This window comes from Pseudomonas sp. P7759 (assembly GCF_013386445.1).
GTDB lineage: Bacteria > Pseudomonadota > Gammaproteobacteria > Pseudomonadales > Pseudomonadaceae > Aquipseudomonas > Aquipseudomonas azotoformans_A.
The window spans coordinates 41,742-64,781 of record NZ_JACART010000063.1 but is presented as its reverse complement, the minus strand read 5'-3'; the positions used below and the strand labels follow the sequence as shown (position 1 = coordinate 64,781).

Annotated in this window: 23 protein-coding genes; 13 read left to right on the top strand and 10 right to left on the bottom strand. The window is 61.1% G+C overall.

Annotated features, from left to right (window positions below; all coding sequences use genetic code 11):
- Positions 1-90: 90 nt before the first annotated feature.
- The gene (locus tag HX823_RS29610; RefSeq protein ID WP_038848198.1) at positions 91-1,524 is read left to right on the top strand and encodes a M48 family metalloprotease; all 1,434 of its coding nucleotides are present in this window, start codon (positions 91-93) and stop codon (positions 1,522-1,524) included.
- A gap of 62 nt (positions 1,525-1,586) precedes the next feature.
- Here the strand turns inward: HX823_RS29610 and HX823_RS29605 are convergent, their stop codons facing one another.
- The 4 genes from HX823_RS29605 to rpoE form a co-directional block, all read right to left on the bottom strand.
- Positions 1,587-3,026, bottom strand: coding sequence for a DegQ family serine endoprotease (locus HX823_RS29605; protein WP_016975170.1), 1,440 nt, complete (start codon positions 3,024-3,026; stop codon positions 1,587-1,589).
- A gap of 234 nt (positions 3,027-3,260) precedes the next feature.
- Positions 3,261-4,223 (bottom strand): MucB/RseB C-terminal domain-containing protein, encoded by a 963-nt coding sequence (locus HX823_RS29600; protein ID WP_038848195.1) that lies wholly within the window; start codon positions 4,221-4,223, stop codon positions 3,261-3,263.
- A gap of 15 nt (positions 4,224-4,238) precedes the next feature.
- On the bottom strand, positions 4,239-4,826 hold the full coding sequence (locus tag HX823_RS29595) for a sigma-E factor negative regulatory protein (protein ID WP_016975168.1): 588 nt from the start codon (positions 4,824-4,826) through the stop codon (positions 4,239-4,241).
- Between the two features lie 32 nt (positions 4,827-4,858).
- Entirely contained in the window at positions 4,859-5,440 is a 582-nt protein-coding gene (gene rpoE, locus HX823_RS29590; RefSeq protein WP_003172477.1) for an RNA polymerase sigma factor RpoE, read from the bottom strand.
- A gap of 463 nt (positions 5,441-5,903) precedes the next feature.
- Between rpoE and nadB the strand changes: the two genes are divergently transcribed.
- Positions 5,904-7,520, top strand: a complete 1,617-nt coding sequence (nadB, locus tag HX823_RS29585; RefSeq protein WP_177078164.1) for an L-aspartate oxidase — start codon at positions 5,904-5,906, stop codon at positions 7,518-7,520.
- On the opposite strand, the gene HX823_RS29580 is transcribed toward nadB, so the two are convergent.
- Both HX823_RS29580 and HX823_RS29575 read right to left on the bottom strand, forming a co-directional pair.
- Positions 7,489-7,935 (bottom strand): protein YgfX, encoded by a 447-nt coding sequence (locus tag HX823_RS29580; protein ID WP_177078162.1) that lies wholly within the window; start codon positions 7,933-7,935, stop codon positions 7,489-7,491. The genes nadB and HX823_RS29580 overlap by 32 nt on opposite strands.
- Positions 7,919-8,173 (bottom strand): succinate dehydrogenase assembly factor 2, encoded by a 255-nt coding sequence (locus HX823_RS29575; protein WP_014717362.1) that lies wholly within the window; start codon positions 8,171-8,173, stop codon positions 7,919-7,921. Before HX823_RS29575 ends, HX823_RS29580 begins: the two co-directional genes overlap by 17 nt.
- Before the next feature lie 140 nt (positions 8,174-8,313).
- Here HX823_RS29575 and HX823_RS29570 point away from each other — a divergent pair, with 140 nt between their 5' ends.
- Positions 8,314-9,255 (top strand): folate-binding protein YgfZ, encoded by a 942-nt coding sequence (locus HX823_RS29570; protein WP_177078160.1) that lies wholly within the window; start codon positions 8,314-8,316, stop codon positions 9,253-9,255.
- Positions 9,256-9,291: 36 nt separating this feature from the next.
- Positions 9,292-10,113, top strand: coding sequence for an HDOD domain-containing protein (locus tag HX823_RS29565; RefSeq protein WP_177078158.1), 822 nt, complete (start codon positions 9,292-9,294; stop codon positions 10,111-10,113).
- Here HX823_RS29565 and HX823_RS29560 read toward each other — a convergent pair whose 3' ends face one another.
- Complete coding sequence (locus tag HX823_RS29560) at positions 10,114-11,499, bottom strand: sensor histidine kinase (RefSeq protein ID WP_177078156.1); 1,386 nt, start codon at positions 11,497-11,499, stop codon at positions 10,114-10,116. It abuts the gene before it with no gap.
- Complete coding sequence (locus HX823_RS29555) at positions 11,492-12,163, bottom strand: response regulator (protein WP_010212220.1); 672 nt, start codon at positions 12,161-12,163, stop codon at positions 11,492-11,494. The genes HX823_RS29560 and HX823_RS29555 overlap by 8 nt, the downstream gene beginning before the upstream one ends.
- Before the next feature lie 234 nt (positions 12,164-12,397).
- On the opposite strand from HX823_RS29555, the gene HX823_RS29550 reads away from it, so the two are divergent.
- From HX823_RS29550 to HX823_RS29530, 5 genes are all read left to right on the top strand, one after another.
- On the top strand, positions 12,398-13,690 hold the full coding sequence (locus tag HX823_RS29550; protein ID WP_033902661.1) for an OprD family porin: 1,293 nt from the start codon (positions 12,398-12,400) through the stop codon (positions 13,688-13,690).
- A 33-nt stretch (positions 13,691-13,723) separates the two neighbouring features.
- Positions 13,724-14,707 (top strand): tripartite tricarboxylate transporter substrate binding protein, encoded by a 984-nt coding sequence (locus tag HX823_RS29545; RefSeq protein WP_033902662.1) that lies wholly within the window; start codon positions 13,724-13,726, stop codon positions 14,705-14,707.
- Positions 14,708-14,768: 61 nt separating this feature from the next.
- Entirely contained in the window at positions 14,769-15,227 is a 459-nt protein-coding gene (locus HX823_RS29540) for a tripartite tricarboxylate transporter TctB family protein (protein ID WP_038848178.1), read from the top strand.
- A gap of 1 nt (position 15,228) precedes the next feature.
- Complete coding sequence (locus HX823_RS29535; RefSeq protein ID WP_012722750.1) at positions 15,229-16,743, top strand: tripartite tricarboxylate transporter permease; 1,515 nt, start codon at positions 15,229-15,231, stop codon at positions 16,741-16,743.
- A complete protein-coding gene (locus HX823_RS29530; RefSeq protein WP_038848173.1) occupies positions 16,736-17,770 on the top strand; it encodes an AbrB family transcriptional regulator in 1,035 nt (344 codons plus the stop codon). Before HX823_RS29535 ends, HX823_RS29530 begins: the two co-directional genes overlap by 8 nt.
- Positions 17,771-17,776: 6 nt before the next feature.
- Here the strand turns inward: HX823_RS29530 and ung are convergent, their stop codons facing one another.
- On the bottom strand, positions 17,777-18,469 hold the full coding sequence (ung, locus tag HX823_RS29525) for a uracil-DNA glycosylase (RefSeq protein ID WP_064055046.1): 693 nt from the start codon (positions 18,467-18,469) through the stop codon (positions 17,777-17,779).
- Between the two features lie 136 nt (positions 18,470-18,605).
- On the opposite strand from ung, the gene HX823_RS29520 reads away from it, so the two are divergent.
- Complete coding sequence (locus tag HX823_RS29520) at positions 18,606-19,718, top strand: enoyl-CoA hydratase/isomerase family protein (RefSeq protein WP_038848167.1); 1,113 nt, start codon at positions 18,606-18,608, stop codon at positions 19,716-19,718.
- A 48-nt stretch (positions 19,719-19,766) separates the two neighbouring features.
- Here HX823_RS29520 and HX823_RS29515 read toward each other — a convergent pair whose 3' ends face one another.
- Positions 19,767-20,150, bottom strand: coding sequence for a hypothetical protein (locus tag HX823_RS29515; RefSeq protein WP_177078154.1), 384 nt, complete (start codon positions 20,148-20,150; stop codon positions 19,767-19,769).
- 262 nt (positions 20,151-20,412) lie between these two features.
- On the opposite strand from HX823_RS29515, the gene HX823_RS29510 reads away from it, so the two are divergent.
- The 3 genes from HX823_RS29510 to HX823_RS29500 all read left to right on the top strand — a co-directional run bounded on the left by HX823_RS29510 (position 20,413) and on the right by HX823_RS29500 (position 23,008).
- The gene (locus HX823_RS29510; protein ID WP_038848160.1) at positions 20,413-22,035 is read left to right on the top strand and encodes a methyl-accepting chemotaxis protein; all 1,623 of its coding nucleotides are present in this window, start codon (positions 20,413-20,415) and stop codon (positions 22,033-22,035) included.
- A gap of 68 nt (positions 22,036-22,103) precedes the next feature.
- Positions 22,104-22,316: a cysteine-rich CWC family protein gene (locus HX823_RS29505; RefSeq protein WP_038848158.1), complete on the top strand. Its 213-nt coding sequence runs from the start codon at positions 22,104-22,106 to the stop codon at positions 22,314-22,316.
- On the top strand, positions 22,316-23,008 hold the full coding sequence (locus HX823_RS29500) for a 16S rRNA pseudouridine(516) synthase (protein ID WP_177078152.1): 693 nt from the start codon (positions 22,316-22,318) through the stop codon (positions 23,006-23,008). Before HX823_RS29505 ends, HX823_RS29500 begins: the two co-directional genes overlap by 1 nt.
- The last annotated feature ends 32 nt before the right edge of the window (positions 23,009-23,040 follow it).

Sequence of the window (23,040 nt, the reverse complement as noted above, 5' to 3'; positions counted from 1 at the left end):
TACTCCAGGCAAGCGTCGGGGATGCTTAGAATATCTGGTCCGAAGCTCAGTGTCCGGCTACAGTAAGCTCTTTGTCGAAAGGCTTTGTGCATGACTTTTTTGCGCCCCACCCTGCTGACGCTGGCTTGCCTGCTGGCCTCCCCAGGCTTCGCTGACGACCTGCCGTCACTCGGCGACGCCAGTTCTGCCATTGTCTCGCCACAACAGGAATACCAGTTGGGCCGCGCCTGGCTGGCCTACCTTCGAGGCCAGGTCTCGCAACTCAACGACCCGCAGCTCAAGGATTATGTCGAAACCAGCGTCTACAAGCTGGTGGAGACCAGTCAGGTCAACGACCGGCGCCTGGAGTTCATCCTGATCAACAGCCCGCAATTGAACGCCTTTGCCGCGCCTGGCGGAATTGTCGGGGTCAACGGCGGCCTGTTCCTCAACGCCCAGACCGAAGGGGAATATGCCTCGGTACTGGCCCACGAACTGGCGCACTTATCCCAGCGTCACTTCGCCCGTGGCGTGGAAGCGCAACAGCGTATGCAGATCCCAATGATGGCGGCCCTGCTGGGTGGCATCATTGCCGCAGCAGCCGGCGCGGGCGACGCGGGTATTGCCGCGATTGCCGGCACCCAGGCGGCGGCGATCCAGGAACAGCGCCGGTTCTCCCGCCAGAACGAACAAGAGGCGGACCGTATCGGTATCCTCAACCTGGAAAAAGCCGGCTACGACCCGCGCTCCATGCCGACCATGTTCGAACGCCTGATGCGCCAATACCGCTTCGATGCCAAGCCGCCAGAATTCCTGCTGACGCACCCGGTCACCGAATCGCGGATCGCCGACACCCGCAACCGGGCCGAGCAAGCCAAAGCCGGTGGCAAGGAAGACAGCCTGCGTTATCAACTGATTCGCGCACGGGTGCAGCTGCAATACGAAGACACGTCAGGCCTCGCCGCCAAGCGCTTCCAGGCGCAGCTGGACGAGAACCCGAAGAACGATGTGGCGCGTTATGGCCTGGCTATCGCCCAGATCAAGGGCTCTCAGTTCAAGCAAGCTCGGGAAAACCTGACGATGTTACTGGCCAAGGCGCCGAACGACATCACCTATAACCTGGCGCTGATCCAGCTTGATATCGACAACAACCATCTGCCTGATGCCCAGCAACGTACTGATCGAATGCTGACCCAGTACCCCAGCAACTATCCGTTGAATCAGATCCGGGTGGACCTGCTGCTCAAACAGAACCGCACCGCGGATGCGGAGAAAGCCCTGGATGGCTTGCTCAAATCTCGTCCTGACGACCCCGACGTCTGGTACCAAGTCGCCGAGACGCGCGGTTTGTCCGGTAACATCATCGGTCTGCACCAGGCACGTGCCGAGTACTTTGCGCTGGTGGGTGATTTCCAGCAGGCGATCCAGCAGCTGGATTTTGCCAAGCGTCGCGCAGGCAGCAACTTCCCACTCTCTTCACGTATCGACGCACGCCAGCGCGAATTGATCGAACAGGAACGCCTGGTCAAAGGGATGATGAGCTAAACCTCTCGTCCACAAAAAAGCCCCGCCTTCAAACGAAGGCGGAGCTTTTTGTTTCTAACGACTTACTCGGCGAGCTTGAACGTGATGAAGCTTGCACGCCCCTGACGCAGCACGCGCATCGACACCGAACGATTCTTCGGCAACGCCTTGGCGATGTCGGTGAATTGCTTGGTGCTGTCGATGGCCTGGTTGTTCAGGTGGGTGATGACATCACCCGGCTGCAAACCGATCAGGGAGGCAGGACCGTCCTGTACTTCCTTGATCACCACGCCACTCTTGAGGTCGAAGGTTTTCTTCTGCTCATCGGTCAGCTCGGCCACGGCAATACCCAGGCGGTTGCTGCTGCGCTCGGCGCCTGGCTTGGCATTGCCCAAGGCATCCAGGGTTGCGCCTTCTTCAGGGATGGCACCGACCGTCAGCTCAACGGTCTGGCGCTTGCCTTCGCGGATCACTTCCAGCTTGGCCTTGCTGCCCGCCTTGAGTGCGCCTACCAGATGTGGCAGGTCGGCCGACATAACGATCGGCTGGCCGTTCATGCTCAGGATCACGTCGCCGACTTGCAGGCCGCCTTTGGCAGCCGGGCCGTCGTCCTGGATCTGTGCGACCAACGCACCGGCCGGCTTGTCGAGGCCGAACGACTCGGCCAGGTCTTTGTTCACTTCCTGGATCACCACGCCCAACCAGCCACGGCTGACTTTGCCGCCGCTTTTCAGCTGGTTGGAAACATCCATGGCGACGTCGATCGGGATAGCGAACGACACGCCCATGAAACCACCGGAACGGGTGTAGATCTGCGAGTTGATCCCCACCACTTCACCGGCCAGGTTGAACAGCGGACCACCCGAGTTACCCGGGTTGATCGGCACGTCGGTCTGGATAAACGGCACGTAGTTTTCGTTCGGCAGGCTGCGGCCTATGGCGCTGACGATGCCCTGGGTCACGGTGTGGTCAAAACCAAACGGCGAGCCGATGGCGACGACCCACTGCCCGGCCTTCAGATCCTGGGATTTGCCCAATTTCAGCACGGGCAGGTCTTTGCCTTCGATCTTCAGCAGCGCCACATCGGAACGAGGGTCAGTGCCCACCAGCTTGGCTTTCAGTTCACTGCGGTCAGCCAGGCGCACGAGAATCTCATCGGCGTCGGCAATCACGTGGTTATTGGTGAGGATGTAGCCGTCCGGCGAGATGATGAAGCCCGAGCCCAGGGACTGAGCCTCACGCTGGCCACCCCCGCCACCACGGGGGGCACGCGGTTGCGGCATGCCGCGTTCAAAGAACTCGCGCAACATTGGCGGCAGGCCTTCCAGGTCCGGCATCTGCTGGTTGGAAACTTTGCGATCCGGCAGTTTTTGCGTGGTACTGATGTTCACCACGGCCGGCGAGGCTTGCTCAACCAACTGGGTAAAGTCAGGCAGCTCGGCCGCTTGCGCGGGCAAGGCCTGACCCAGCACCAACACCGTGGCGACTATGGATAGGTAAGACTTCAAACGTGGTATCGACATACAGCTCCCGTTACGACGAGCAGGGTTGAGCGACAGGGTTCAAGAAACGCCGAAAACTGCGACCGACATCTTTGTTCCGCGAACAAAACAAGGCCAGAGCCGACAAGCCCTGACCTATAAAAAACATAAGAGATTTTTGCAAGTGAAAATGCTGATCCAGACATTTCATGCTCTCGGCAGCCAACCTGGCATGCAAATACAGTGAAACGTCAGGATGAACATAGGATTAACGGCTCACGGCTGGGCGGCTGGTTTTTTTTCGCCGCGCACCGACAACGCGATACGTTCTGCGGTGCCGATCGGGATTTCGCCCACCACGGTCACCATCATTTCGCCGTCCACCGTATTCAGGCGACGGGATACGGCCACCGTTGGGCCCAGTTGGGTACGGGTTTCGGTGACACCCGCATCGCTGATCGGCTCAAGGAACACAGAGAAACGCGCCAATCCATCCTCGTACATCAGGCTGTCGACTGTGGCCTTGGTATGAGTGTCTTTTCGTGCACTCGTATTGGTCAGCTGAAAGCCTGGCGGCAACCACTCCAAATGCCAGGCTTCGGTCGACTGCACCTCTGGCGCTTTGTCATTGGCGACGGATATGGGAGTGCATTCGCTGCTGGGTTGCAGATCGCGATCATTCGGCACGACCGATGTGTTCAGTCGCGTGAACTGGAAGCGCTCAAGCAGTTGGCCCTGGTCGTTCAGCAGAAGGGACTTGAGCGGCAGCGCCGTTTCACGATCCAGATGCAGTTCAAAACCGTAGCGATACTGGTCACGTGGCGTGATCGACACGATCACCGCGTTACGCCCGGCCACACGGGATTTGCCAATGACGGCCAGTTCGTAGAATTGATTGAGTTTTTGCGGATCCAGCGCACGGGACGGCGCATCACGCGAGTTACCAAGGCCTGCGACAAGGGAGCCGCTGACACATTGGGCCCGGCCATCCACTCGCACGACTTCCTGGGCAGAACCATCGAGCTGCAAGAGCCGCTCACGGACCTGGCCCTCCTGGACACGATGCCAGATGTCATGCGTGGAAAAACTGCCGTTACGTTCGTAGACGAACGTGCCTTGAAAGCTTTGCTGCTGCTCTGCACGCCCAAGTCGAGTCAGCCAGTCTTGGGCTTCATCGGCGTGGGCGGGGAGTGCAAACCAACCACTGAGCAAAAGCGTAAGGAGCGGTATGGCTCGCATAGAGCTCCTTACGGATTAGCGGTTTTCCAGGCTTGCCGCGCGAGCATAGGGCAGAGCGGTTTCAGTGCCCTTCAGAGCCGACTCCTGTGCGTGTTGGCGCAGGTAGCCTGGAAGACGCTGGTCCTGCCAGCCGGATTGCCCTTGCAGTACACCGTTGGCCATCGGGCCGGTGGTGTCAGAGCTTTCCTTGTAGCCGGCCAGTACCGCTGGACCTTTGACTTGCGGACCGGCCATGACCGGTTGCTGAGTTTGCTGGGCCAGTTCGGCACCGGCGATTTCGTCCTGGTTGTACAGGCGAACACCGGCCAACACTGCAACAGTCACCGAGGCAGCCACTGCCAGGCGACCCAGGCTACGCCATGGACCACGAGCAGCTTTTGCCGGAACGGCTTCATCAGCCAGCGCGGCAGAAACGGCCGCAGCAATATCCAGACGAGGGATTAGAAGATCCTTGTGCATCACCGCCCGAGCGACTTGGTAACGAGACCAGGTATCACGGGTTTCGGCATCATCAAATGCGTTGAGCACTCGACGAAGTTCCAGTTCATCCGCTTCGTTATCCATCACTGCGGACAGCGATTCCTGCAGGGCATCACGACTCATGGCGGTTCCTCTCTTGGCTGTCGCCGCTGTCTTTAGTTTTCCTGCAACAACGGTTGCAAGGCTTTATCGATGGCTTCCCGGGCCCGGAAAATCCGTGACCTTACAGTCCCCACCGGACACTGCATGACGCTCGCAATGTCTTCGTAACTCAGACCATCGAATTCACGTAAAGTTAACGCCGTACGCAAATCTTCTGGCAGTTGCTGAATAGTGCGATGAACGGTGCCTTCGATCTCGTCGCGCAGCAATGCACGCTCCGGCGACTCGAGATCCTTGAGGCCGTGATCACCATCGTAAAATTCCGCATCTTCTGAACTTACATCGCTATCCGGTGGGCGGCGTCCGCGAGACACCAGATAGTTCTTCGCCGTGTTGATGGCGATTCGGTATAGCCACGTGTAAAACGCACTATCACCGCGAAAGTTACCAAGTGCACGGTAGGCCTTGATAAAGGCTTCCTGTGCAACGTCCTGCGCTTCATGGGTGTCGTGCACAAACCGCACGATCAACCCGAGAATTTTGTGCTGGTATTTCAGCACTAGCAGATCAAAAGCTCGCTTGTCGCCGCGTTGAACGCGCTCGACCAGCTGCTGATCCTCTTCCTGGGTTAGCATGAACACTCCTCGTTGTACATAAAGGAGGCTTGCATAACTAAACGATCAGGCTTGCAAACATAGACTCGGTCTTTTCGCAAAAGTTCTCCCCCTTCAAGCAAGTTTCCGGCACGCACTGATTTGGCACACACGAAAAACGCAGTACGGGCATGGCCGACTGCGCGAATAATCTTGTCGCCGGTTTTCTGACGCGTCCAATGCTCCCGACGGGCCAATAAACTCAACGTTTTCCCAGCTTTCGGGCAACCTGCTATTGAGTCGGGGCTTATGCAAAAAGTTCCCATCTCAATAACCTGGCGATTTTACCCCAGCCGTGCACCGTAATCTCACATTGCCACGAATGCCCGGCTATTGTGCCGCTCCACCCCTCTATATACTAGTAGCCCGTGTGACCCTTTGATTCGCCGATCCAGGCGTCCTGTTTGCGCCACCTCTTCGGATCGCTTTTTGCGGAATCCCTCAAATGAGCCAACAGTTTCAACACGATGTCCTGGTGATCGGCAGCGGCGCGGCTGGTTTGAGCCTTGCGCTGACCCTCCCCAGCCACCTGCGCATTGCGGTACTGAGCAAGGGCGACCTGGCCAACGGCTCGACATTCTGGGCCCAGGGCGGTGTCGCCGCCGTGCTGGACGACACCGACACGGTGCAATCCCACGTCGAAGACACCCTCAACGCCGGCGGTGGCCTGTGCAATGAGGAAGCAGTGCGCTTCACCGTCGAGCACAGCCGCGAAGCCATCCAATGGCTGATCGATCAAGGCGTCCCCTTTACCCGCGACGAACACGCGGGCAGCGACGACGGCGGTTTTGAGTTCCACCTGACCCGAGAAGGCGGCCACAGCCACCGCCGCATCATCCATGCGGCAGACGCCACTGGCGCCGCTATTTTCAAGACACTGCTCGACCAGGCTCGCCAGCGCCCCAATATAGAATTGCTGGAACAACGCGTCGCGGTCGACCTGATCACCGAAAAACGCCTGGGCCTGGACGGCGAACGCTGCCTCGGCGCCTACGTACTCAACCGCACCAGCGGCGAAGTCGACACGTACGGTGCGCGCTTCACCATTCTTGCCTCCGGCGGCGCGGCCAAGGTCTACCTCTATACCAGCAACCCCGACGGCGCCTGTGGCGACGGGATTGCCATGGCCTGGCGCTCGGGCTGCCGGGTGGCCAATCTGGAATTCAACCAGTTCCACCCCACTTGCCTGTATCACCCGCAAGCCAAGAGCTTCCTGATTACCGAAGCCCTGCGTGGCGAAGGCGCCCACCTGAAACTGCCCAACGGCGAACGTTTCATGCAGCGCTTCGACCCGCGCGCCGAACTGGCCCCGCGCGATATCGTCGCCCGCGCCATCGACCATGAAATGAAGCGCCTGGGCATCGACTGCGTCTACCTGGACATCAGCCACAAACCCGAAGCCTTCATCAAGACCCACTTCCCTACGGTCTACGAGCGTTGCCTGGCGTTCAACATCGACATCACCCAAGGCCCGATCCCCGTGGTGCCGGCTGCGCACTACACCTGCGGCGGCGTGATGGTCGACCAGCACGGTCGCACCGACATCCCAGGCCTGTATGCAATTGGCGAAACCAGCTTTACCGGCCTGCACGGCGCCAACCGCATGGCCAGCAACTCGCTGCTGGAATGTTTCGTCTATGCACGCTCGGCGGCGGCAGACATCCTTCAACAACTACCGCGCATTCCGGTGCCGGCCGCCCTGCCCCGCTGGGACGCCAGCCAGGTGACCGATTCGGACGAAGACGTGATCATCGCCCATAACTGGGACGAACTGCGCCGCTTCATGTGGGACTACGTGGGGATCGTGCGCACCAACAAACGCCTGCAACGCGCGCAGCATCGAGTGCGGTTGCTGCTGGACGAAATCGACGAGTTCTACAGTAACTACAAGGTCAGCCGCGACTTGATCGAGTTGCGCAACCTGGCCCAGGTGGCGGAACTGATGATCCGCTCGGCCATGGAACGCAAGGAAAGCCGCGGCCTGCATTACACCCTGGATTACCCGCAGATGCTGCCCGAGGCGCGCGACACTATCCTGGTGCCAACCACCTACGGCGGCTGAACTTAAGGCGAACCCGCAGGCGCCGATGCACATCGGCGACCTGCGAATCCCTGGGCACACACACCGAACGTATCCGCCATTCGCCCGGCACCCGGTAGCGCAGCACGACGATCAACGGCAATGCGAGGCTGTCCGGTCGCAACTGCACGCTGTGCCAGCCCTGCTCCGCATTGAGCAACTGCCAGCCGTCGGCGTCGCGACGCAGGCCACGAATCGACGAACGGTGAGTCAGCAGGACAAAGCGCGGCAAAACCCAGGCTGCGTGCGCCAGACACGCCATCAGGCCAAGGGTTGAATAGGACAGATCAAGAAACAAAAGCGCACCCAGCGCGAACAGCTGGGCAAGAAGATACGCCGCCAGCAACAGCCGTGAGGCCTGCCAGCGGCATTCGAATGTATTACTTGGGCTGGACACGGTCCAGGATCATCCGAACCATGCGCTGCAGCTCTGGGTCTTCGGATTCGGCGCGCTCCATGAACCAGCCGAACATGTCCTGGTCTTCACAAGTCAGCAGCCTGACGTAGAGGTCGCGATCCACCTGATTGAGCGTTGCATAGACCTCTTTGGTGAAAGGCACCAGCAACACATCCAACTCCAGCATGCCACGACGGCTGTGCCAGTAGAGACGATTGATTTCTACATCTTCGACCATGGAGCGCTCCTCAAATAGGCGGCAAGTATACAGGCCCGACGGCACCGGAACAGTCGGCTTTGGTCGCCCCATACGGAAACTATCCATTTGCCGGGCGCCCCTCTATGATGCACCCATGACTTTTTGACCTGCGATGACCCATGGCTGACTCTGCTTTCTTCTGCCCCCTGTCCCACGAAGGCGTTCTCGCCGTCCGCGGCGCTGATGCCGCCAAGTTCCTTCAGGGCCAACTGACCTGCAACCTCAATTACCTGAGCGATACCCAGGCCAGCCTCGGCGCGCGCTGCACGCAAAAAGGGCGCATGCAGTCGAGCTTTCGCATCCTGCTGCAAGGTGACGGCGTGTTGCTGGCCATGGCCACCGAGCTGCTGGAACCGCAGCTGGCCGACCTGAAGAAATACGCCGTGTTCTCCAAGTCCAAGCTTACCGACGAGAGCGCCGCCTGGGTACGTTTCGGCCTGGTGAATGCGGACACGGCCCTGGGCAGCCTTGGCCTTGAGCTGCCGGCCGAGAACGACAGCGTCGCCCGCAACAATGCACTGATAGCCATTCGTGTGTCCCCTGGTCGCACTGAACTCTGGGTGCCTGCCGAGCAAGGTGACGCCGTACGCAATCAATTGACTGCAAGCCTTGAACAAACCGATCTGAATGAGTGGCTGCTGGGGCAAATCCGTGCGGGCATCGGCCAAGTCATGCCGCAAACCCGCGAGCTGTTCATCCCGCAGATGCTCAACCTGCAGGCCGTGGGTGGCGTGAGCTTCAAGAAAGGCTGCTACACCGGCCAGGAAATTGTCGCGCGCATGCAGTACCTGGGCAAACTCAAACGTCGCCTGTACCGCTTGAGCCTCAATGCGCCTGAACTGCCCGAGCCAGGCACCCCGTTGTTTTCCCCCAGCCACAACAGTGCAATCGGCGAAGTGGTCATTGCGGCAAAAGCCGGCGAGAGCATTGAACTTCTGGCCGTGTTGCAAGCCGAAGCTGCCGATAGTGGCGATGTGCACGTAGGCACACTGGAAGGTCCCGGCTTGCAACTGCTCGACCTGCCTTACACGCTCGACCGTGATCGAGAGATCCAGCGCTGATCGCCGTACCTTTTTGCAACACCCTAGAGAGCATGAATGAACAAGCTGGCGGAAAAAGTCCAACAGGCTTTAGTGAGGGCCATCGACAACGATGACCTGGTTCTGCCGACATTGCCGGAAGTGGCCCTGAATATTCGTCAGGCTGCTGAAGACCCGGAAATCAGCATCAGCCACTTGAGCAAAGTGATCGGTCGCGATACCGCGCTGTCGGCGCGCCTGATCAAAGTGGTCAACAGCCCGTTGTTGCGCGCCACCCAGGAAGTCACCGACCTGCACACCGCCATCACCCGGCTGGGCACCAACTACAGCAGCAACCTGGCGATCGGCCTGGTGATGGAGCAGATCTTCCACGCCCGCTCCGACGTGGTCGAACAAAAGATGCGCGATGTGTGGCGCCGTAGCCTGGAAGTGGCGGGCGTCAGCTACGCCCTCTGTCGTAGCCACAGCCAGCTCAAGCCAGACCAGGCGGCCCTTGGCGGCCTGGTGCACCAGATCGGCGTGCTGCCGATCCTGACGTACGCCGAAGACCATTACGAGTTGCTCGCGGACCCGGTCAGCCTCAATCACGTCATCGAGAGCATCCACCCGTTGCTCGGTGACAAGCTATTGAGTGGCTGGGACTTCCCGGAAATGCTTGCCAAACTGCCCGGCCAATACCTGGACCTGGAGCGCGATTCGGCCAGCCTCGACTACGTCGACCTGGTGCAGGTGGCTGTGTTGTATTGCCATCGCGGCACTGATCACCCCTTGGCCAGCGTCCCGGTCTCCACACTTCCGGCGATCAAGAAGCTACGCGTCGACCCCTATAGCGATGCGTTGCGCGCCGAGCTGGATGAAGCCCGCTCGATGTTCTACTGATCAACCCGCGATAAAACTTACCCGCACTTTCAACCCGGCCAGTTCGCCATCATGCAGGCTGATCTGTGCCAGGTGCGCCCGGCAAATCTCACCGACAATCGCCAGCCCCAGGCCTGACCCCATGCCCTGCTGGCTGCGACGGTAGAAGCGTTCAAATACGCGGTCCCGCTCATCCAGCGGAATGCCTGGGCCATCGTCTTCCACTTCCAGTACCGCCGGCGCCGTCACCCGCAGAATCACATTGCCGCCCGGCGGCGTGTGAGCCAGGGCATTGTCCACCAGATTGCTCAACAGCTCATTCAACAAGGTCGGCTCACCGCGCAGCCACACCGGCTCGTCGGCCTCCAACGCCAGCGCCACGCCGCGTGCGTGGGCCAACGGCGCCATGGCCATGCCCAGCTCTCGGGCCAACTGGCTGAGGTCGAGCAACTGCGCGCCACCTTCGGCAATCGCGCGGGCGCCATTTTCAATGCGTGCCAGGGACAACAATTGATTAGCCAGATGTGTCAGACGGTCAGTGCCTTGGGCTGCGGTTTCCAGGGTATTGCGCCAGGTGACGGGGTCCTCGGCACGCAAGCCCAGTTCCAGCCGGGCCTTGAGCGCAGCCAGCGGTGTGCGCAGCTCATGGGCCGCATCAGCGATAAATTGCGCCTGGCGCTCAAACTGACCGCGCAGGCGTTCGGTGAAGTGGTTGAGGGAGCGCACCAGTGGCCCAAACTCATGCTGCACTTCCACCAAGGGCAACGGGCGCAAGTCGTCAGGCTGACGCTCCTCTACCGCCGTGCGCAGGCGCTCCAGCGGGCGCAACGCCGCACTGACGGCAAACCACACCAGCAGCAATGCGCCGACAGCGAGCATCCCCAGGCGCAGCAAAGTGTCTGCCATTAGGCTGCGGGCCATGCTGACGCGCGCTTCATCAGTTTCAGCGACACGGATTTCCGCCATACCGTTCATGTTCGGCTCGGAGACTGCCTTGAGCAGGCTGACCACCCGCACCTGCTGCCCCTGATACATGGCGTCATAGAAACGTGCCAGCGCCGGATAATCGTCGGTGCGTGGTGTACCCGGCGGTGGGCCGGGCAGGTTTTCGTAGCCGGAGATCAGCTTCTGGTCGATGTCGTTGACCTGGTAATAAATGCGCCCGGCGCTGTCGTAGGCAAAAGTGTCCAACGCGACATAGGGCACATTGGCGCTAAGGGTGCCATCCACTTGGGTCAAGCCAGCGGCGATGGTGCGCGCCGAGGCCAACAGCGTGCGGTCGTAGGCGGTGTCAGCAGCTTCGCGACCATTCCAATAAGCGCTCATGCCACTGGCGAGCATCAACAGCACCAACAACAGCGCCAGGTTCCACAGCAGGCGCCAGCGCAGGCTGCTGGGCTTATGCATCGCGGGCTTCCAGCAGGTAGCCGAGGCCGCGGAAGGTCACGATGGCGATGGGCTGGCCGTCGAGTTTCTTGCGCAGGCGATGCACGTAGATTTCGATGGCATCGGGGCTGGCTTCTTCGTCCAGGCCGAACACCTGGGAAGCCAGTTGCTCCTTGCTCATCACCCGGCCCGGCCGGGCAATCAGCGCCTCCAGCACCGCTTGCTCGCGGGAGGTGAGCGTCATCAGCTCGCCGCCCACGGTGAAGCGCCGCGTGTCGAGGTCATAGACCAACACGCCGCAGGCCTGCTGGCGCTCGCCGCCCAACACACTGCGCCGCAGCAATGCCTTGACCCGCGCTTCCAACTCGGTGAGTTCGAACGGTTTGGCGAGGTAATCGTCAGCCCCAAGATTGAGACCGTGCACGCGGTCTTTCACATCACTGCGCGCGGTCAGCATCAGCACCGGCAGATTTTTTCCACGGGCGCGCAAACGTGCAAGCACTTCGAAACCGTCCATGCGCGGCAGCCCCACATCGAGGATCGCCGCCGCGTATTCCTCACTGCTCAGGGCCAGGTCCGCCGCCACGCCATCGTGCAGCACGTCAACGGTCAGACCCGTGCTCTTGAGCGCTTGCGCGACACTTTCGGCAAGTTGCAGATGGTCTTCAACCAGCAGGACACGCATGGATTTCTACCTCGTTCAGGGGTGGTCGGCGCCACGCTTTGGCGGGCAGTTTACAGGCGCCACCTGCCCTGTGAAGCCCGAAAACATTGAAAGGCCACTGAAAGGTTAGTGAAAGCTTCGCCCTTTAGCATCCAGCCACGGTGGTCTATGCCCGCCGAGCTGCCTTCGCGCCGCGCCCGAAAAACGCCTCGAAGCGTTTTCGCCAAAATAAGAACAATAACGGAGTACACAACGATGCTGTCGACACAGCCCCAGGCCCCCTCGCCTGTTCGTTTTTCTCGCCTGACCCAGACCGCCCTCGCCAGTGCTGCTACCCTTGCCGGCTTTTCGCCGCTCAGCCAGGCTGCCTTCTTCGAAGACAGTAGCGCGACCCTGGAAACCCGCAACATGTACTTCAACCGCGACTTCCGCGACGGCACCAGCGCCCAGCAATCCAAACGCGACGAATGGGCCCAGGGCTTCATGCTCAACCTGCAATCGGGCTACACCGACGGCACCGTCGGCTTTGGCGTGGATGCGCTGGGCATGCTCGGGGTCAAGCTCGACTCCAGCCCCGACCGCACCGGCACCGGCCTGTTGCCCACCCACGACGATGGCCGCGCCGCCGACGAGTACTCCAAGCTGGGCCTGACCGGCAAAGTGAAGATCTCGGCCACCGAGCTGAAAATCGGCTCGCTGATCCCCGAACTGCCGATCCTCAAGCCCAATGACGGCCGCATCCTGCCGCAGACCTTCAACGGCGGCCTGATCACCTCCAAGGAATTCAAGAATCTGGTGTTCACCGGGGGCCGCCTGGACAAGGCCAAGGACCGCGACGACAGCAACTACGAAGACATCGCGCTCAACAACAAGAACAGCCGCTTCGTCAGCGGCGCCACCGGCAAGCACTTCAACTTTGGCGGCGCCGACTACAAGTTCGCCGACAAGATCACCGGCAGCTACCACTTCGCCCAACTCGACGACGTGTACCGCCAGCACTTCCTCGGCCTGGTGGCCGCACGCCCGATGGGCCCCGGCACCTTCGCCACCGACCTGCGCCTGGCCATCAGTGATGACACTGGCAGCGCGCGTGGCGGCAAGATCGACAACACGTCCCTCAACGGCCTGTTCAGCTATGCCCTCAATGGCCACAAGCTCAGCGCCGGCTACCAGCACATGTCCGGCGACAGCGCCTTCCCGTATGTGGATGGCAGCGACCCGTACCTGGTCAACTTTGTGCAGATCAACGACTTTGCCGGCGCCGAAGAACGCTCCTGGCAGGCACGCTACGACTTCGACTTCGCCAAGCTGGGCATCCCCGGCCTGAGCTTCATGAGCCGTTACCTCTCGGGTGACAACATCAAGCTCAAGAACGGTGAAACCGGCAAGGAATGGGAACGCAACAGCGAGATCAAGTACGTGGTGCAAAGCGGCACGTTCAAGGACGTGGCCGTGCGCCTGCGCAACGCCACTTACCGTTCCAACTACTCAGCCCGTGATGCGGATGAAATGCGCTTGCTGGTCAGCTATAGCGTCGCCCTTTGGTAGTACCCCCTCATAACAACAAAGATGGAGATAACCATGACCCCTTCACTGCGTAAATTGGCCCTCGCCGCCGGCTGCATGCTGTTCGCCGGCCAACTGCTGGCTGCCGACGAACCCAAGCGCCCGGAATGCATCGCCCCAGCCTCGCCTGGCGGCGGTTTTGACCTGACCTGCAAACTGGCGCAAAGCGCGCTGGTCAACGAAAAGTTGCTGAGCAAGCCGATGCGCGTGACCTACATGCCAGGCGGCGTGGGTGCGGTGGCCTACAACGCCGTGGTCGCCCAGCGTCCAGCCGATGCCGGCACCCTGGTGGCTTGGTCCAGCGGTTCGCTGTTGAACCTGGCCCAAGGCAAGTTCGGCCGTTTCGATGAAAGCGCCGTGCGTTGGCTGGCAGCAGTCGGCACCAGCTACGGGGCCATCGCAGTGAAAGCCGATTCGCCCTACAAGACCCTCGACGATCTGGTCAAAGCCCTGAAGAAAGATCCGGGCAGTGTGGTGATCGGTTCCGGCGGCACCGTCGGCAGCCAGGACTGGATGCAAACCGCGCTGATCGCCAAGGCCGCCGGGATCAACCCGCGCGAACTGCGTTACGTGGCGCTCGAAGGCGGCGGCGAAATTGCCACCGCCCTGCTTGGCGGCCACATCCAGGTGGGCAGTACCGACATCTCCGACTCCATGCCGCACATCCTCAGCGGTGACATGCGCCTGCTGGCCGTGTTCTCCGAGCAGCGCTTGGACGAGCCGGAAATGAAGAACATTCCGACCGCCAAAGAGCAAGGCTACGACATCGTCTGGCCGGTGGTGCGCGGTTTCTACCTCGGGCCAAAAGTCAGCGATGCCGACTACGCCTGGTGGAAAGACGCCTTCGACAAACTGCTGGCCTCGGAAGAGTTCGCCAAGCTGCGTGACCAGCGCGAGCTGTTCCCGTTCGCCATGACCGGCCCGGAGCTGGACACCTACGTGAAGAAACAGGTGGCTGACTACAAAGTGCTGGCCAAAGAGTTTGGCCTGATCCAGTAATCACCCCTTCCTGTCGCACGGCCACGCCCCTTTCAACCGGGGCGCGGCCCAGGAGTTTCACATGCTCTTACAACGCATTTTCGCCAGCGTGATGCTGCTGGTCTGTGCCGGTCTCGCGCTGATGGCGTGGCCGTATCAGGCCGCGTTTTCCTACGAGCCGGTCGGGCCGCGCGCCTACCCGTTGCTGATGCTCGGGCTGATGAGCCTGGGCCTGATCTACATGATCATCCGCCCACAGCCCACCAAGCACACCGAAGAAGAACCCGCGCTGGACCGCGAAACCCTGATCAAGATCGGCATCTGCGTCGGCCTGTTGATCGTGTTCGCCGGCACCTTCGAACCCCTGGGTTTCATCCTCAGCAGCATGCTGATCGGCATTCCGATGGCGCGCCTGTATGGCGGCCGCTGGCTACCGAGCGTGGTGATCGTCAGCCTGATGGCGATTGGTCTTTACCTGCTGTTCGATAAAGCCATGGATGTGCCGCTGCCCCTCGGCCTGCTCGACGTTCTGGAGAACTGATATGGATACTTTCGGCTATTTGGGCCAGGGCTTCGGCGTTGCACTGTCCCCCTACAACCTGGTGACCGCCCTGTGCGGCACCCTGATCGGCACCGTGGTCGGCCTGTTGCCGGGCCTGGGCCCGATCAACGGCGTGGCGCTGTTGATCCCCATCGCGTTCGCCCTGGGCCTGCCGCCGGAATCGGCGCTGATCCTGCTGGCGGCCGTGTACCTGGGCTGCGAATATGGCGGGCGTATCAGCTCGATCCTGCTGAACATCCCAGGCGAAGCCTCTACCGTGATGACCACCCTCGACGGCTACCCGATGGCCCGCAAAGGCCTGGCCGGCGTGGCGCTGTCGTTGTCGGCGTGGAGTTCGTTCATCGGCGCGTTTATCGCCACCTGCGGCATGGTGTTGTTTGCGCCGCTGCTGGCCAAATGGGCGATTGCCTTCGGGCCGGCGGAATATTTCGTACTGATGGTGTTCGCGATCGTCTGTCTCGGCGGCATGGCCGGTGACAAGCCGTTGAAGACCTTTGTCGCAGCGCTGATCGGCCTGTTTCTGTCGGCGGTGGGCATCGACGCCAACAGCGGCGTGTACCGGTTTACCGGCGACAACATCCACCTCACCGACGGCATCCAGTTTGTGGTGTTGGTGCTGGGCCTGTTCTCCATCAGCGAGATCCTGTTGCTGCTGGAAAAAACCCACCGTGGCCAGGAAGCCGTGAAGGCCACGGGCCGCATGATGTTCAACCTCAAGGAAGCGGGCGCGGTCTTTGTCGTCAACATCCGCTGCGGTTTGCTGGGTTTCATCATGGGCGTCTTGCCAGGTGCCGGTGCGACCTTGGCCTCGGCGGTTGCCTACATGACCGAAAAACGCCTGGCCGGTGCCAGCGGTAAATTCGGCCAGGGCGACATGCGCGGCCTCGCCGCCCCGGAAACGGCCATCGGCGCGTCCGCCTGCGGCGCCCTGGTGCCAATGCTGACCCTCGGCGTACCCGGTTCGGGCACCACGGCGGTGATGATCGGCGCCCTGTCGCTGTACAACATCACCCCTGGCCCGCTGCTGTTCCAACAGCAACCGGACATCGTCTGGGGCCTGATCGCGTCGTTGTTCATCGCCAACATCATGCTGGTGATCCTCAACATCCCGATGATCCGCATCTTCACGCGCATCCTGGCCGTGCCAAACTGGGCGCTGGTGCCGGTGATTGCGATCATCACGGCAATTGGTGTGTACGCGGTTCACGCCACCACCTTCGACCTGTTCCTGATGGTCGGCATCGGCATCTTCGGCTACATCCTGCGCAAGCTCGACTTCCCGCTGTCGCCGGTGCTGCTGGGCTTTATCCTCGGCGGCTTGATGGAGCAGAACCTGCGCCGTGCGCTGTCGATCTCCAACGGTGACCTGCAGATCCTCTGGTCGAGCCCGATCACCTTTGGTGTGTGGGTATTGACGGCGCTGATGCTGGCCTTCCCGTTGATCCGCATCTACCGCAAACGTGCCCTGCAGCGTCGTGCCGTGGCCGATGTCTGAGGTCACCTTTAAACATTGGTGGGGAACACCGCTGGTCGGCCTGGCCGGCGGTTACCTGGCCAGCCTGGTCGGCTGGCCTTTGCCGTACATGGTCGGCTCGTTGCTGGCGATTATCCTGGTGCGTTGCCTCACGCCGTGGCAGTTGGCGGAGATTCCTGGCGGGCGCAAATGCGGCCAATGGGTAGTGGGGATCGGCATCGGCCTGCACTTCACGCCGGTGGTGATCGAGCAGGTGATGAGCCACTTCGGGCTGATCTTCTTCGGCGCGCTGGTTACCAGCCTGTCGAGCGTTGTCGGCGTGTGGCTGATGCGCCGCAGCGGTGAAGACCGCGCCACCGCGTTTTTCTCCAGCATGCCGGGCGGCTCCGGTGAGATGGTCAACCTCGGCGCACGCAATGGCGCGGTGCTCAGCCGTGTCGCGGCGGGGCAGAGTCTACGAGTGCTGGTAGTGGTGCTGTGTGTGCCGGCGATCTTCAAATATCTGCTGGAAGGCGGTACGCCGCAGTTTCATCCGGCGCCGGTGAGTTGGCCTTGGCTGTTGGCGCTGTTTCCGACAGGCGCGCTGGTGGCCTGGGGTTGGCAGCGGTTGCGTCAGCCGAACCCGTGGTTGTTCGGGCCGCTGCTGGTGAGTGCGACGGCCAGCGTCGTGTGGGATTTGCATATCGGCCTGCCAGACGGCGGCAGCCAGATTGGCCAATGGTTGATCGGCAGCGGTTTGGGCTGCCATTTCAATCGTCAGTTCTTTCGTCGCGCGCCCTCGTTCATGGGCCGCACCCTGATTGGTACGGCCTTGACCATGGCGCTGGCAACCTTGGCGGCGGTGGGCCTGAGCGCCTTGACCCATCTGGACCTGCGCTCATTGACCTTGGGCATGATGCCCGGCGGAATTGCCGAGATGAGTCTGACGGCGGAGACCCTGCAACTGTCGGTGCCGTTGGTGACGGCGATGCAGGTGATGCGGCTGTTATTTGTGCTGTTTCTGGCGGAGCCGTTGTTCAGGCATTGGAACCGCCAGCCCCAACCGTAAACCGTATCAGAGTGGCGGCAACCGCCACTCGATCGGCGTCTCGCCATTCTGCTCAAGAAACTTGTTGGTCCGGCTGAAGTGCCCGCACCCCAGAAATCCGCGATACGCCGACAATGGCGACGGGTGCACTGACGTCAGCACCAGGTGCTTGGTCGCGTCGATCAGTTTCTGTTTGCCCTGGGCATGGGCACCCCACAGCAGAAACACCAGATGCGGCTGATGCTCGCTGACCACTTCGATAATCCGATCGGTAAAGAACTGCCAGCCCTTGCCCGCATGGGCGTTGGCATTGGCGCGCTCGACGGTCATGGTGGTGTTGAGCATCAGCACGCCTTGGTCGGCCCAGCTTTGCAGGTAGCCATGGTTGGGGATGTCGATGTTCAGGTCGCGCTTGAGCTCTTTGTAGATATTGACCAGCGACGGTGGCGCCGGCACGCCCGGTTGCACCGAGAAGCACAGACCGTGGGCCTGGCCGGGGCCGTGGTACGGGTCCTGGCCGAGGATCACGACTTTGACCTTATCCAACGGTGTGGAATTGAGCGCGTTGAAAATCAGTGGGCCGGGCGGGTAGATCTCTTTGCCGGCGGCATGTTCCTGGCGCAGGAACTCGCGCAACTGGGCCATGTACGGCTGCTCGAACTGATCCCGCAAGGCGTGTTTCCAGCTGGGTTCGAGTTTGATACGGTCGTCTTCGGTCATGGTTGAATAGTCTTGTAAAAAAGAATGAGGCGAACCCTAGGAAAGCCGACCCCGCTTGTCAATTGATCTGACACACCAACGGCGCTTTCCTACGAAGCGATCATACTCATCCTTCACCTTATCGATTGAGGTCACGATGAACCTGCACTTCGAAGAGCTGACCGGCAGCGACGGTGCCCGCATCGGCATCGCCAGCCTCGACGCTGAAAAATCCCTCAATGCCCTTTCCCTGCCGATGATCCTGGCCCTGGGCGAACGCCTGGACGCTTGGGCCAAGGATCCGAACATTCACTGTGTACTGCTGCGCGGCAATGGCCCCAAGGCGTTTTGCGCCGGGGGCGAAGTGCGCAGCCTGGCGCAGGCCTGTCGGGAACAGCCTGGCGTGGTGCCAGCCCTGGCGGCGCAATTTTTTGCGGCGGAATACCGTCTTGATTACCGCCTGCACACCTACCCAAAACCGGTGATCTGCTGGGGGCACGGCTACGTGCTGGGGGGCGGCATGGGCCTGTTGCAAAGCGCCGCAGTGCGCATCGTCACGCCGAGCAGCCGGTTGGCCATGCCGGAGATCAGCATCGGCCTGTACCCGGACGTCGGCGCCAGTTGGTTCCTGTCGCGCCTGCCAGGCAAGCTGGGGTTGTTCCTGGGCCTTACCGGCGCGCATATCAATGGCCGCGACGCTCTGGACCTCGGCCTGGCCGACCGCTTCCTGCGCGATGATCAACAAGACGAGTTGCTGGATGGATTGCTGCAATTGAACTGGCAGGAACAGACCGCGATGCAACTCAACAGCCTGCTCAAGGCGCTGGCCCAAGAAGCTGTCGACCAGCAACCCGAAGCGCAGTGGCTGCCGCGCCGGGCCCAGATCGACGAATGGCTGGATGTGGGTGATGTGCGGTGTGCCTGGCGCAACTTGAGCCCACTGCGTGAGCACGCCGATCCCCTGTTCAGCCGTGCCGGCCAGACGCTGAGCGAAGGCTGCCCGCTGACGGCCCATCTGGTGTGGGAGCAGATCCAGCGTGCCCGGCACCTGTCCCTGGCGCAGGTGTTCCAGATGGAATACACGATGAGCCTCAATTGCTGCCGCCATCCGGAATTCAGTGAAGGGGTACGCGCGCGGCTGATCGATAAGGACCAGACGCCCCATTGGCATTGGCCGGATATCAATACGGTTCCAGAGGCGGTGGTGCAGGCGCATTTCAACAAAGCGTGGGAAGGCCGCCATCCGTTGGCGGACTTGTCGGATTACTGACACCCACAAAAAAGCGGCGCTTCATGCGCCGCTTGCATTACTGGCCTGTCAACGGTGACCGCCGCGGCCACCTCCATGGTCGGAACCGCGTCCGTGTCCGCCATTCCCCCACCGGTCGCCGCCCCAGCCTTGGTTCGGATAAGGCCGGTAACCGGCACGCGGCCCGTAATAACGCGGGGCCGGCTGATAATAACGCGGCGCCGAGTAGTAGCGCGGTTGTGGCGCGTAGTAGCGCGGTTGTGGCGCGTAGTAGCGCGGTGCGGGGTAGTAATCACGGCGGTACTGATACGCCGTGCCGCCACCGTAGTAATACACCGGTGCCGGTGAGGTGTAGACCTCGGAACGGTAATAGCTCTGGCCGCCATCGTAATAGGGCACGCAAGCGCAAAGGGTCAGACCGAGTAAAGCGCTGAGCAGCAATCGTCGATACATGGCGGCCTCCTGGACCGCGGAAGAGCACCTCTAGCGACGCTGGAGGGCGGCACCCGGCTTTCACCGAATGACAGAATATGTGACACCGAAAACTGAATCTGGTGCGTTTCCGTAACGACTTGATACATCTGTTCAAGCTTTATCGATTCAGTAAATTTATCTGGCCCGCAACTTTCTCAATTGCGATGATGTCACTATGACATCGCACCCTGCCATGGAGGCTCTAGCGTGCGCCCTTCGCTACTATCGCCGGATTCGAGCCATGAAAATCTCAACCAAGCTGCTGCTTTCATTTTTACTGTGTGCGTTGGTCACCCTCGGGGTCGGCCTGTTGGGGATCAAAGGGGTCGTGCGCCTCTCTTCGGCACTGGAGCTGACGTTCTCCAACAACCTTGTCTCCGTGAGTAATACGGCCGCCACCCTCAATGGCCTGGTCGCCCATAATCGCGGGTTGTATCGGTTAATGGATGCGGCTAACGGCAACGTGGCCCAACAAGACCGCGAGCGCGTGCGCCAGGATATCGCCCAGGAACTCAAGCGCAGCCAGAGCGCCTACGCGACGTATCGCGCGACGCCGTTGGAAGATGACGAACGGGCAGCCGGAGACAAGCTCGACCAGATTTGGCCCACCTACGTCAGCAGCTCCGATCGCATCATGGCGTTGCTTGACGGCGACCAGGTCGATCAGGCCCGCACTCAGCTGAACACCACCAACAATGAACTGTTCCGCCAGGCGCGCGAGTTGATCCGCGTGATGATCGAGTCCAATAACCGCCAGATCAAGGAAGGTGCCATCGCCGCCGATGAGCTGCGTGCCAGCGCGTTGACCTGGATGATCAGCGGCATTGTCCTGGCGTTCATCATTGCTATCACGGTGGGTGTATTGATCACCCGCCTGATCACCCGCCCCATCGCCCAGGCCGTGGACAGCGCACAACGCATTGCCAAGGGCGACCTGACCCAAGCCATCGTTACCGAACGCACCGACGAAGCCGGGCAATTGCTGATGGCGCTGTCGGACATGCAGGGCGGCTTGAAAAGCACCCTGGTGGAAATCGCCAACGCTTCCGACCAGCTCGCCTCGGCCGCCGAAGAGCTGAGCGCGGTCACCGATGAAAGCAGCCGTGGCCTGACCCGTCAGAATGATGAAATTCAACAAGCCGCCACCGCCGTCAACCAGATGACCGCCGCCGTGGACGAAGTGGCGAGCAATGCCGTCTCCACCTCGGAAGCTTCGCGCCAAGCCAGCACCGAGGCCGAAGACGGGCGCCAGCAAGTTGAGCAAGCCGTATCCGGCATGCATTCGATGGTGGGTGAAATCAACGATTCCACGCAGTCGGTGGCAGATCTTGCCGGCCAGGTAAGGGAAATCGGCAAGGTGATCGATGTGATCCGTGGGATCGCCGACCAGACCAACCTGCTGGCCCTGAATGCGGCCATCGAGGCGGCGCGCGCCGGTGAGCAGGGTCGTGGCTTCGCCGTGGTCGCCGATGAAGTGCGGGCGCTGGCCCACCGGACTCAAACCTCGACCGTCGATATTGAAAAGATGATTGGCGACGTCCAGACCGGCGCCGATGATGCGGTCGCGGCGATGAACAAGAGCCTGACCTGGGCCAACAACACCCAGACCCTGACGCAAAACGCTGGCGAAGCGCTGCAACGGATCACCGCCAGCGTGGCGAAGATCAATGAACGCAACCTGGTGATCGCCTCTGCCTCGGAAGAGCAGGCCCAGGTGGCCCGCGAAGTGGACCGCAACCTGCTGAACATCCAGGACCTGTCCACCCAAACGGCCGCCGGTGCTCACCAGACCAATGCGTCCAGCCAGGACCTGTCGCGTCTGGCCACTTCGTTCAACGTACTGGTCAGCAAGTTCCAGCTCTAAGTAGCTTGGGCCGGGTCGGACCTGTATCGTGCACGGCATACCTTGCCCGATCCAGCCCGAACCCGCCCATGACCACGCCAACACTCTGCCCCGCCTGTGGCGCGCGCAACGACTGCACGCTGGCCGACCCGCGCACAGCCGACCAAGCCTGCTGGTGCTTCAGCGTCACCATCGATCCAGCGGTGCTTGAGGCTCTGCCCTCGGAGCTGCGCAACCAGGCTTGTCTGTGCCCACGCTGTGCCCAGGTGGATCAGCAATTGCGCGGGGCTGAGCCGAAGTAATGCGGGTTGATCGTCTCCTCAGTAACCTGCCGCGCTTCAATCGCAAGCAAGTGCGCCTGTTGCTGGCAGAGCGGCGTGTGTCGGTGGATGACGTTGCCGTCAGCGATCCTCACCACGAGGTCCGGGAATTCAGCCGTGTGTGCGTTGACGGTGAAGTGCTTCAGGCCGGCAAACCGGCGCGCTACTTCATGCTGCACAAACCCCAGGGGTGCGTAAGCGCCACCGCGGACCCACAGCACCCAACCGTGCTGGATTTACTTGATGAGCCGGACAAAGGTGAGCTGCACATTGCCGGTCGTCTGGATTTCAACACCACCGGTCTGATGCTGATCACCAACGATGGCCAATGGTCGCGGCGACTGACGCAGCCACAGACCAAACTGCCCAAGGTCTATCTCGTGGAGACCGAGCAGGCTATCGGCCCTGAGTATGCGAGTACCTTTGCCGAGGGTCTGTACTTCGCATTCGAAGACCTCACCACCCAACCCGCCGAGTTGGAATTGCTGGGGCCGACCACCGCACGGCTGAGCATCGTTGAAGGCCGCTACCACCAGGTGAAGCGCATGTTCGGACACTTTGATAACAAGGTGATCGGCCTGCACCGCGAGCGGATGGGCGCTTTGGTGCTGGATGTGGCCCTCGCGCCGGGCCAGTATCGGGCGCTGACTGACGACGAAATCCGACAGGTCTGACGACCGTTCAGCCGGTGATGGCAAAAAACCGC